Consider the following 12,020-nt stretch of genomic DNA (forward strand, 5'->3'; position numbering starts at 1 on the left):
ATACCGGCCGGCTGGGGCTTCGCGGAGTCTCACCGGCCGAGGCGCTCCGACCTTTCCGGAGAGGGCCCGGTGTCCTGGCTGCCCGGAACACGGTGGAGCCGGCGTGTGTCACTTCCCGGAAAATTGAAACAGCGGCGCTCCGGCAACCGGATGCAAATGCATGACACACGGAGGGCCGGGCCGCGGTTATGGTGCGCGCCCGGCCGCAGTCCGCGTGGCCCCCTTCAACGCGAACGAACCGGAGAGCAACACCTCATGGCAATCGACCTCACCTCCCTTCCCCGCCCGTCACGGGATGATTCCACCGTGGGCACCATGGCGAGGGGTCTCGTCGGCAGCGAGATCCTCAAGATCGCCGCGCAAATCCGGGAGCTCGTCGCCAAAGGCCAGAAGGTGTGCAACCTCACGGTGGGCGACTTCGCGCCGAAGGAGTTCCCCATCCCCGACGGGCTGCGGCAGAACATCGCCACCGCGCTCCAGGCCGGGGAGACGAACTACCCGCCGTCCGACGGCGTGCTCGACCTGCGCCAGTCGGTGCAGCGCTTCTACGAGCGCGCGCTCGGCCTGAAGTACCCGCTGGAGGGCATCGTCATCGCCGGCGGCGCCCGCCCCATCATCTACGGCACCTACCGCGCCGTGCTCGACGAGGGTGAGACGGTCGTCTACCCGGTGCCGTCGTGGAACAACAACCACTACGCGTACATCATGGGCGCCAAGAGCGTGGTGGTGGAGACGGACCCCGCGCACGGCTTCATGCCCACCGTGGAGCAGCTCGCGCCGCACCTGCCCTCCGCGCGCCTCTTGTGCCTGTGCAGCCCGCTCAACCCCACCGGCACCATGATTTCGCCGGACGGGCTGGCCGCCATCTGCGAGCGCGTCGTCGCGGAGAACCGCGAGCGTGAGAAGCGCGGCCAGAAGCCGCTCATCCTCATGTACGACCAGATTTATTGGGTGCTGAGCTTCGGCGCGGTGAAGCACGTGACGCCGGTGGAGCTGGTGCCCGAAATCGCGCCGTACACCGTCTTCGTGGACGGCATCTCCAAGGCCTTCGCCGCCACCGGCGTGCGCGTGGGCTGGGGCGTGGGCCCGCCGACCATCATCGCCCGCATGCGCGACGTGCTGGGCCACGTGGGCGCCTGGGCGCCCAAGGCCGAGCAGGTGGCGGTGGCCCGCTACCTCGACGACACGCAGGCCACCGAGTCCTTCCTCACGGTGATGCGCCAGCGCGTGGACGAGCGGCTGGAGGCGCTGCACAAGGGCTTCACGCGGATGCGCGAGGCGGGCCTGCCGGTGCAGCACATCGCCCCGCAGGGCGCCATCTACCTCAGCGTGCGCTTCGACCTGATTGGCAAGGGCGGCCTGAAGACGAACGACGACATCCGCAAGCTGCTGCTGGAGAAGGCCAGCTTCGCGGTGGTGCCGTTCCAGGCCTTCGGCCTCCCCGCCGACACCGGCTGGTTCCGCCTGTCCGTCGGTGCCACCTCGGTGAAGGAAATCGAGGAGGCCCTGCCCCGCGTGGAGGCCGCCCTCCGCGAGGCGCTCGCCGCCGGGAAGTAGTCCGTCCCAGCCATCCGGTGGGGCACCGTCCGCACGAGGTCCCCACCGTGCCCGGGCCCTGGAGAACGGACCCGGGGACGCCAGGTCTCACGGCATTTTCGGGCCGGAACCGGACGTTCTTCCGGACGGGGAACCCGGGAATACACTGCCCGGGCTTCCGTTGGTCCGGGCCCGTGCCCGGCCGGGACTCAGGCGTCCGGGCTTCCCTCAACGCGTGCCATCCTCACCATGCTCAAGCGATTCGTGGACGTCCGGGACGAGGAGGTGGGCGCGGTCCTCGGCTCGTTCCTCTACTTCTTCACGCTGATGTGCGGCTACGCCATCCTCAAGCCCATCCGCACGGAGCTGGGCACGGCGGGCAGCGTGAAGGATTTGCCCGAGCTCTACACGGCGACGTTCCTGGTGATGCTGGCGGTGGTGCCGGCCTTCTCGGCCGTGGTGGCGCGCTGGCCGCGGCGCGTCGTGATTCCGCTCGTGTATCGCTTCTTCCTGCTGTGCCTGCTGGTGTTGTTCGCGCTGCTGAAGCTGGGAGTGGCGCCGGTGCTGGTGTCGCGCGTCTTCTTCGTGTGGCTGAGCGTCTACAACCTGTTCGTCGTCTCCATCTTCTGGAGCTTCATGTCGGACGTCTTCGCCAGCGGCCAGGGCAAGCGTCTGTTCGGCTTCATCGCCGCGGGAGGCACCACGGGCATGCTCGTGGGGCCCTTCCTGGTGGGGCGCCTCGCGAAGCCGCTGGGCCCCGTCAACCTCATCCTCATCACCGTGGTGCTGCTGGAGGTGAGCACGCAGTGCGTGCGCCGGCTGGCGAACTGGGCCCATGACGTCCAGCACCAGCCCCCGGCCGCGGAGGGCCCCGTGGGCGGCGGCGTGCTCGCCGGGCTGCGGCTCCTCGTGACGTCGCCGTTCCTGCTGGCGCTCGGGCTCCAGGTGCTGCTGTACGCGGCCACGTCCACGTTCATCAACTTCCAGGAGGTGCGGCTCGTCTCCGAGGTGGGCAAGGACGCCGCGCACCGCACCGCGCTGTACGGCGACATCGACTTCTACGTGCAGCTGGCGACGCTGCTGTTGCAGGCGCTGGTGACGGGGCGCTTCATCTCGAAGCTGGGGCTGGGCGCGGCCATGGCGGTGGCGCCGGTGCTCACCGCGCTGGGCTTCCTGGGGCTGGCCGCGGTGCCGGTGCTGGGAGTGCTGATTGCCTTCAAGTCGGTGCGTGGGGCGAGCCACTACGCGCTGGAGCGCCCGTCGCGGGAAATCCTCTTCACCACGGTGGACCGCGAGGCCCGCTACAAGTCGAAGAGCTTCATCGACACGGTGGTGTACCGGGGCAGCGACACGCTGAGCGGGTGGCTCCAGGAGGGGCTCAAGGGCCTGGGCATGAGCATGTCGGGCCTGTCCCTGGTGGCGGTGCCGCTGGCGGGGCTGTGGCTCGCGGTGTCGCTGTACCTCGCGCGACACCAGCGGAAGCACGCCGGCACTCCGGCCACGCTCGGGCCCGCGGTTCCCGATAATGTCCCGGCCCGCTGAAGGCGGCCCGTCCGCACGCAGTCCCTCGAAGCAACAGGGCAACAGGAGAAACACGGCATGAAGCTGTCCCGCAGAGGAGTGATTCAGGGAGCGGCCGCGGTGGGCTCGCTCTGGGCGCTGGGCTGTGCCTCGTCGAGCAAGTCCGGCGCGGGCGGTACGGATGCGGACACGGGCGCGCAGGGGCAGGCCGCGAAGGTGCCGCCGCCGGGCAAGCCGCAGAACATCCTCATCCTCGGCGGCACCCAGTTCCTGGGCCCGGCGCTGGTGGAGTTCGCGCGCTCGCGCGGCCACACCGTCACCCTGTTCAACCGCGGCCGCACCAACCCCAGCCTCTTCCCGGACGTGGAGAAGCTGCAGGGCAACCGCGACCCGAGCAAGGACACGGGCCTGAAGGCGCTCGAGGGCCGCAAGTGGGACGCGGTGGTGGACACCTCCGGCTATGTGCCGCGCATCGTGAAGGCCTCGGCGGAGCTGCTGGCGCCCAACGTGGAGCACTACGTCTTCGTCTCCTCCATCTCCGTCTACAAGGACCTGTCGCAGTACGGCGTCGACGAGTCCTCGCCGGTGGCGACGATGACGGACGAGACGGATGAGAAGGTGATGGAGAACTACGGCGCGCTGAAGGCGCTGTGCGAGAAGGCGGCGGAGACGGCCATGCCGGGCCGCGTCCTCAACGTGCGCCCGGGCCTGATTGTCGGGCCGGACGACCCGTCGGACCGCTTCACCTACTGGCCGGTGCGCGTGGCGCGCGGCGGCGAGGTGCTGGCGCCGGGTGACGGGCAGGACCCCACGCAGTTCATCGACGCGCGAGATTTGGCCGCGTGGATCATCCTCGGCGTCGAGCGCCGCACGAAGGGCGTCTTCAACGCCACGGGCCCCAGCCAGCCGGTGCTGATGGAGGACCTGCTGGAGTTGACCAAGAAGACCACGGGCAGCGACGCGAGCTTCACGTGGGTGGACACGGCCTTCCTGGACAAGCAGAAGGTGGCGGCCTGGACGGACATGCCGGTGTGGGTGCCGCGCACGGGTGAGGAGAAGGGACTGGGGAGGATTGGCATCGAGAAGGCGGTGGCCACGGGCCTCACCTTCCGGCCCACGGCGGACACGATTCGCGACACGCTGGCGTGGTTCAAGACGCTGCCGCCCGAGCGTCAGGCGAAGCTGTATGCCGGCGTCACCGCCGAGCGCGAGAAGGAAGTGCTCGCGGCCTGGCACCAGGAGAAGGGCACCGCGAAGGCGGGCTGACGGCCCTCAGGCGCGGATGACGGTGACGGGGAGGCCCGAGGGTGTACGGGCCTCCTCGGCGCGGGTGCGCTCGGCGTGGCTGTCCCGGTGGATTCCCGGCACTCCACCCCGCCAGTTCTTGCAACCGGGTAGACAGCTTGACAGGAGAGGTGCGCGGCACGGCTCGCCCTCACGGTGGAGTCTCTGTCCGCCGCGAGGGAGCGACGATGACGCCCGACCTGAACCTCTCCGTCTTCCTGCCGCGAGCCCGCGCGCTGAGCGTGCTGCTGGCCCTGGTGCTCGCGGCCTGCGGTGGCAAGGAGGTGAAGCCCGACGACCCGCTGGATGCCGGCACGGGCGTCGCGGACGCGGGCACGGACGACACGGATGCCGGCACGGACGACACGGATGCCGGCACGGTCGAGACGGGCGCCTGCGCTCCGCTGAAGCTCGAGCGTGATTTGCAACTCGATGGCTTCCGTACCGACCACTACACCTGGCGTGACGACGACTGCCGGCCGCGCTCGGCCGCGCTCGTGCGCAACGACGCCACGGACCCGGCGGGGTGGAACGGCGGCTACCTGCGCCGCTACACCTACGAGGTGCAGGGCGCCACGCGCACCTGTGACGGCGCGCACGACCAGGTCCCCGGCTGGGGCATGGTGGTGTGCCACCTCAAGGACGGCGCCACCTGGGGCAACTGGACCGAGGGCATCCGCGGCACCGGCCGCACCCTCTTCGAGGGCCGCCACCACGCGCTGCACGAGTTCCGCTGGCCGCTCCCGCTCGACGGCCACGTCGTCAACGTCACCGTGCACTACCTCTTCGCCACCGGCCGGAGCCACCCGCTCTACGCGATTACGCACGACGCCTCGGGCTTCGCCGCCGACCTCATCGAAGCCGACGTGCGCTCGCCCTACGGCGACCTGCTCTTCGACGACAACGCCAACGCCGAAATCGCCGGCCTGGGCTGGGGGGACCGCAACCGCTTCGTCACGCTCTCCTCCCCGGTGACGATGAACACCGGCTGGGACTATGCCGCTCCCAACGTCGTCCCCTACACCCGCATGTGGACGGCGGCGCCGGACGCGGAGATGGGCGTGGTGCAGACGCAGACGTGGGAGCAGAAGCCCGCGGGCGGCTACTGGCTCTACCCCAGCCGGGGCGCTCGCGACGCGGACGGCCCCATGCCCGTGGACTACAACTGGACGTACCAGCTCAACCAGTACGAGCTGCCGACCACCACCCAGTCGCACCGCCTGGCGTGGGGCAGCAACTTCGGCGCGGTGGGGCAGCGCCAGTACCCGCGCTATGGCGACGACGCCAACCTCTCCGGCCACCCCTACCAGAGCTACTCCACCTTCCTGGTACTGGGCACCCATGCCAGCAACCCGGTGCTGAAGCTGGCCGCCGAGGTGGAGGCCTGGCAGGGCGTCCGGCTGATGGCCACCGAGGGCACCGTGGCCACCCGCGGCCCCGGAGGCGTGGGACGTGCCGACGCCGTGACGTACGACGTGCCCGGCTACAACCCCGTCTACGCCACCTGGGAGGCCCAGGCCGCCAGCAACCGCGCCACGCTCCGCTTCGAGGCCGGCGCCCGCAGCCTCACGCACCCCCTGGTGGTGCTGCGCGGCTACACCGCCTCGACGCCACCCACCCGCGTCACGCTGGACGGACAGGCGCTCACGGCGGACGTGGACTACTTCGTCTCGGTGGACGCCGCCGGAGACACGCTGTGGCTCACGGTGAACCGCACCCTCACCGGCACCATGACGCTGCACGTGGAGTGAGGCCGCCGGGCCCGCAAAAAGCTACGGGGGATGCCCCGATGGACTCGGAGCACCCCCCGGATATGACCCATTCTCGGGTTCGCTCTCCCCCTCTTGGCGAGCGTGACCCCGGGTCCCCCTACCGCAGACGCCACCGCCCCCGCGGCAACGTCCTCCGACCCGCCCTTGATGTGTCCGGAGGGCCTTGGACCCCTCCAGCGAACCTTTTCGAGACGCGCATCCCCCCGGTGCGCGTCAGGGCTCCGTGCGGCGCGTGTCCGGTACCCCTTGTACCGACACCCGCACGAGCCGTGACTCCCCCTTCGAGCGTCCGGCGTCCTCCCAGGCCACCGCGGGCCGCGAGAGTGCTCGCAGCCGCGCCAGTGTCTGGGCCCGTCCGAACGTCTGCGGGCGCATGGATGCCACCCGCGTCACATTCCCCATGACTTCATGAAGTGACTCGGCGGCGGTCGACTTCGCGAGTACCGCCAGCTGCGTCCGCTTCGCCCCCGCGAAGACGGCCAGTGCCGGTACCGCGATTCCCCCTGTCTCCCCCTCGACCGCCCCCTGCCACTCCCCCCAGGACTGACGCCCTGGCCTGCGAATCGTGGCCCCTGTGTCTCCGCGCGACATGCCACCGGGCCTCATGCTGCCCCCCGGAATCCCCTGGCCCGACTCATGCGCGACGTGTGACATCTGCTCCCCCCCCTGCACCAACAGTGAAGCTGCTTCCCCCTCGTCGTCAGGCGCCGTTGGCGACTGGCAACAAGGGCATACTGACCCAGGCGCGGGGAGCAGTTTTCTTCTGCCGCGCCAAATGCTTGCGCGAAGGCGCCAGCGCGCGTGGACCCACCATGCGAGGGCGGGATGCCTCGGTTGTTTCCCCATTTCCTCAGACCTGGAGCGTTGGGAACGGGCGCACGCGGATGTGACACGGCCCGCGTGGATTCCTCCTCGGCCGGCCGTAGAGCGGGCAGGCGTGACGGGTAGGGACAGCGGGGCTCGGGCATGTCAGCCTGTCGCGATAGGGGAGAGGGCTTCCGCGGCGCGCCAGGGCCTCTACCCAGGGCGTGGGCGGAGCGGGCGGGAGGGGACAGGGCTTCATGAGGTGGGACGAGATGGGCGAGTCGCCCCGCGAGGACAGGCTCGGGAGCAATGACGGCGCGCACGCTCGTGCCGGAGGGCGGGGCTCCGCCTCCGTGCTAGCGGTGCTGGCGGAGAAGCCGTCCGTGGCGCGAGACATCGCCCGGGTGCTGGGGGCCAACGAGCGCGGGGACGGCTACCTCAAGGGTAACGGCTACGTGGTGACGTGGGCCATCGGCCACCTGGTGGGCCTGGCGCAGCCGCACGAGATTCGCCCGGACTGGAAGAAGTGGAGCCGCGCGCTCTTGCCCATGCTTCCGGCGGAGTGGCCGCTCGTCGTCTCCAAGGAGACGCACACCCAGTTCGGGGTGGTGAAGCGCGTGCTCAACGCGCCCGAAGTCTCCACCGTGGTGTGCGCCACGGACGCGGGCCGCGAGGGCGAGCTCATCTTCCGCTACATCTACGAGGCCGCCGGGTGCCGCAAGCCGGTGCGCCGGCTGTGGGTGTCCTCGCTGACGGAGCGGGCCATCCGCGACGGCTTCCAGAAGCTCGCGGACGGGCGCGAGTACGAGCCGCTGGCCGCCGCGGCCATGGGGCGCAGCCGGGCGGACTGGCTGGTGGGGATGAACCTGTCGCGCCTGTACACGCTGGCGCACGGCGGGCACGGGGAGATGCTGAGCGTGGGGCGCGTGCAGACGCCCACGCTGGCCATGGTGGTGGAGCGCGAGTTGGCCATCCGCGACTTCGTCCCCCGGGACTACCTGGAGGTGGTGGCCACCTTCGTGCCGCGCTCGAAGGCGGTGCCCGTGGGGGCCCGGTACCAGGGCACGTGGTTCCGCTCCGGGCCGGACGGCAAGCCGGTGGTGCCGCACGGCGAGGCCCCGCGCGAGGCCCGCCGGCTGGACGCGGACGGCAAGGAGGCCCAGACCATCATCGACCGCGTGCGCAAAGGCAGCGCGGCGATTGAGTCCCTGGAGGCGGAGGAGAAGAAGATGCCGCCGCCGCTCCTCTACGACTTGACGGAGCTGCAGCGGCACGCCAACCGGCTCTACGGCTTCAGCGCGCAGCGCACGCTGGAGGTGGCGCAGGCGCTCTACGAGAAGCACAAGCTCTTGAGCTACCCGCGCACCGCCAGCCGGCACCTGTCGCGCACGGTGGCGGACACGCTGCCGGAGGTGGTGAACGCCATCCGCGCGCCCTTCGAGGAGGACCTGGCGCCGGGCACGGGCGCGCGGCCGCTCGGCAAGCGGTACGTGGATGACGCGAAGGTGACGGACCACCACGCCATCATCCCCACGCCCACGTCGCCGGACGGCGTGCGCCTGTCGCCGGACGAGCAGCGCATCTACGACCTGGTGTGCCGCCGGGTGCTCCAGGCCTGGCACGAGGACCACGTCTGGCGCGTCACCACGGTGATTACGGCGGTGACGTCCGGGGACGCGGCGGCGCGGGTGGTGGACCGCTTCCAGAGCACCGGCACGCAGGTGGAGCGGGTGGGCTGGAAGGTGCTGGACATCGGCGGCGGGAAGAAGGCCCCGCGCCCGAAGGCGGAGGGGAAGAAGGGCGAGGACGAGGAGCGCGAGCCGGACGACGAGCCGCAGTCGCTGCCCACGGGGCTGGAGCGCGGGCAGCCGCAGAAGGTGGAGGACGCGGAGGCGGTGAAGAAGCGCACGCGCCCCCCGCCGCGCTTCTCGGACGCGTCGCTGCTCACCGCCATGGAGACGGCGGGCAAGGCGCTCGACGAGAAGGAGCTCGCGGACGCGATGCGCGAGACGGGCCTGGGCACGCCGGCCACGCGCGCGGCCATCATCGAGGTGCTGCTGGACCGCGAGTACCTGCGCCGCACGGGCAAGGTGATGGAGGCCACGGAGAAGGGCATCCACCTCATCCAGGTGGTGCACCCGCACGTGAAGTCGCCCGCAATGACGGGGCAGTGGGAGGCGTGGCTCCAGCGCATCGAGAGTGGCGAGGGCCAGCTCGACGAGTTCCTCCGCGGCATCGAGAAGTACGTCATCGACGTGGTGGGGCAGGGGCCCACGAGCCCGGCCAGTGCGCCGCCGCGCTCCTTCCCCGCCGCGCCCTCGCCGGGGCTTCCCGTGCCCGCTCCGCTCTCCCTGGGGACGCCGTCAGGGGGGCAGGGCGGGCCGCGCCGCAGCGCCTCCAGCAATGCGTTCTCGGACGCGGTGGTGATGTCGTCGGGACGGGAGGCCGCGCCTGTCTCCATGGGGGCCCGTGCCGGTGCTCCCGGCAACGCCCTCGCACCGACCCGCACCGCCGCCTCCTCTCCGGCCGCCCTGGACGTGGACCCGACGGGCTCCCGGGCCTGGCGCGGTCCCGCGCCGGAAGCCTCCTCGTGGAACGCGGGCCCGGCGGGAGGCAGGACACCTTCACGCCGGAGTGCCGCGCCCACCGCGCCGCTGGCCGGGCAGCGTCCCGCGCGGGTGCCTCGCGCGCCCACGGCGCCGGACCAGCTCCGGCCGCTGCTGAAGCAGGCCTTCGGCTTCTCCGAGTTCCGGCCCTACCAGGAGGCCGTCTGCCGCGCGGCCACGGCCGGGGAAGACTTGCTGCTCGTCATGCCCACCGGCGCGGGCAAGTCGCTCTGCTACCAGCTCCCGGGCCTGGCGCGCGCGGGCACCACGCTGGTGGTCAGCCCCCTCATCGCGCTCATGGAGGACCAGGTGGCGCGGCTCCAGTCGCTCGGCTTCGCGGCGGACCGCATCCACTCCGGGCGGGACAGGGCCACGTCCCGCCAGGTGTGCGCGGACTACCTGGAGGAGCGGCTCGACTTCCTCTTCATCGCCCCCGAGCGGCTCGGCGTGCCCGGCTTCGTGGAGTTCCTCGCGCGCCGCACCCCCGCGCTCATCGCCATCGACGAGGCCCACTGCATCTCCCAGTGGGGCCATGACTTCCGTCCGGACTACCGCCTGCTCGGCTCGCGGCTCCCTCTGCTGCGCCCCGCGCCCGTGGTGGCCCTCACCGCCACCGCCACGCCGGACGTGCAGCGCGACATCGTCCAGCAGCTCGCGCTGCACGGGCCCGGCGGGAAGGCGCGCACCTTCATCCACGGCTTCCGCCGCACCAACATCGCCATCGAAGTGCGAGAGCTGAACCCCGGCGCGCGCGGCGACGCCATCCACTCGCTCCTGCAGGACGAGGACAACCGGCCCGCCATCGTCTACGCGGCCACGCGCAAGCACGCCGAGCAGCTCGCGGACATGCTCGCGGGCGACTTCCCCTCCGCCGCGTACCACGCGGGCCTCCAGCCCGCCGAGAGAGACCGCGTGCAGGCCGAGTTTCTCAAGGGCGCGCTGGAGGTCATCGTGGCCACCACCGCGTTCGGCATGGGCATCGACAAGCCGGACGTGCGCACCGTCATCCACGCCGCGCTGCCGGCGAGCCTGGAGGGCTACTACCAGGAGCTGGGCCGCGCGGGCCGCGACGGCCAGCCCTCGCGCGCGGTGCTGCTGCACTCGTACATCGACCGGCGCACGCACGAGTTCTTCCACCGTCGCGACTACCCGGAGCCCCACGTCCTGGAGCGGTTGTTCCAGTCCACGGGCACGCAGCTGGAGCCGAAGGTGGTGCTCCAGGGGCGCGTGCGCGGGGACCCGGAGGTGTTCGACAAGGCGCTGGAGCAGCTCTGGATTCACGGCGGCGTGGTGATGACGCCGGAGGAGACTGTGGCGCGCGGGCGGCCGGGGTGGATGGCCTCGTACACCTCGCAGCGCGAGCGCAAGCTTCTGCACCTGGAGCAGATGGGGCGCTACGCGGAGGCCCACGGCTGCCGCATGAAGCAGCTGGTGTCGCACTTCGGTGACGTGCAGGACTCCGGCGAGGCGTGCGGCCTGTGCGACGTCTGCGCGCCCGAGACGTGCGCCACGCTGCGCTTCGTCGAGCCCACCTCCGCGGAGCGTCACTGGCTGGAGCGCATCCTCGAGTCGCTGCACGAGCGCGACGGGCAGGCCATGGGCCGGCTCCACCGCGAGCTGTTCGGCGAGGCCCTCCCGCGCCGCGACTTCGAGCGGCTGGCGGGCGGCCTGGTGCGCGCGGGGCTGGCGCGGCTGGACGTGGACTCGTTCGACAAGGACGGGCAGGTCATCAACTTCCAGCGCCTGTCACTGACGGACGAGGGCCGGCGCACCCGCGCGGTGGACCCCGGCCAGGTGTTCCTCCCGCTCCCGCTGGAGAAGGCGACGAAGAAGAAGCGCCGCGGCAAGGCGGAGGCGTCGGGCGCCACGACGAAGCGCCCCTCGCGCAAGCGCGCCTCGCGCTCGGCGGGGGAGGCGGGCCCGGCCCGGACCTCGCGCTCGCGCGGCGCGGCGCCGGACGCGGGGGACGCGGACCGGCCGACGCACTGGCGCGCCAATGCCCCGGGAGGCTCGGAGGGCCGGTCCTCCTGGAATGCGTCCCGCGGGGCGCGCCCGGACGTCGTCTACGACGATGCCCCGGCCCCCACGTCACGCGGGCGGCGCGCGGTGCTGAGCGACGCGGACGGGGCGGAGGCGTCTCCGGCGCTGGTGGAGGCGCTCAAGGCCTGGCGGCTCGCGGAGGCACGCAAGCGCAGGGTGCCCGCGTTCCGCATCCTCACGGACAAGGTGCTGGGCGCCATCGCCGTGGCCCGGCCGGAGAATGGCCGGGAGCTCATGGCCATCCACGGCGTGGGCCCCGCGCTCACCGAGCGCTACGGCACGGAAATCCTCTCCCTCGTCTCGCGTCGGCGCTGAGGCCCGGGGCCGGGTGTCACCGGCTCCGCAATTCCCAGCCCTGCCGCGTCGTGCGCCCGACAGGTGTCGGGGCCCGGACGCTCCCCTCGTACTCCTCGTGTGGCCCGTCCGTGTCCATCTGTCCCGTTGGGGGCGACACGGG

General features: G+C 71.6%; 5 protein-coding genes and 1 pseudogene. 5 read left to right on the forward strand and 1 reads right to left on the reverse strand.

What is annotated here, in order from left to right; genetic code table 11:
• The first annotated feature begins 255 nt into the window (after nt 1-255).
• From G4D86_RS30945 to G4D86_RS30960, 4 genes are all read left to right on the forward strand, one after another.
• Entirely contained in the window at nt 256-1,557 is a 1,302-nt protein-coding gene (locus G4D86_RS30945) for a pyridoxal phosphate-dependent aminotransferase (protein ID WP_163997674.1), read from the forward strand.
• Between the two features lie 228 nt (nt 1,558-1,785).
• Nucleotides 1,786-3,078 carry an NTP/NDP exchange transporter gene (locus G4D86_RS30950; protein ID WP_163997675.1) on the forward strand — a complete coding sequence of 431 codons (1,293 nt, stop codon included), beginning with the start codon at nt 1,786-1,788 and terminating at the stop codon, nt 3,076-3,078.
• Between the two features lie 57 nt (nt 3,079-3,135).
• Nucleotides 3,136-4,323, forward strand: a complete 1,188-nt coding sequence (locus G4D86_RS30955) for an SDR family oxidoreductase (RefSeq protein WP_163997676.1) — start codon at nt 3,136-3,138, stop codon at nt 4,321-4,323.
• A 206-nt stretch (nt 4,324-4,529) separates the two neighbouring features.
• Complete coding sequence (locus tag G4D86_RS30960) at nt 4,530-6,092, forward strand: hypothetical protein (protein WP_163997677.1); 1,563 nt, start codon at nt 4,530-4,532, stop codon at nt 6,090-6,092.
• A 436-nt stretch (nt 6,093-6,528) separates the two neighbouring features.
• On the opposite strand, the pseudogene G4D86_RS54315 reads toward G4D86_RS30960, so the two are convergent.
• Nucleotides 6,529-6,651 (reverse strand): annotated as a pseudogene (locus tag G4D86_RS54315) (30S ribosomal protein S18); the annotation flags it as partial.
• Between the two features lie 523 nt (nt 6,652-7,174).
• Here G4D86_RS54315 and G4D86_RS30965 point away from each other — a divergent pair.
• Nucleotides 7,175-11,878, forward strand: coding sequence for a DNA topoisomerase 3 (locus tag G4D86_RS30965; protein WP_240360557.1), 4,704 nt, complete (start codon nt 7,175-7,177; stop codon nt 11,876-11,878).
• Nucleotides 11,879-12,020 lie beyond the last annotated feature (142 nt).

Source organism: Pyxidicoccus caerfyrddinensis, assembly GCF_010894405.1.
Classification (GTDB): Bacteria; Myxococcota; Myxococcia; order Myxococcales; family Myxococcaceae; genus Myxococcus; species Myxococcus caerfyrddinensis.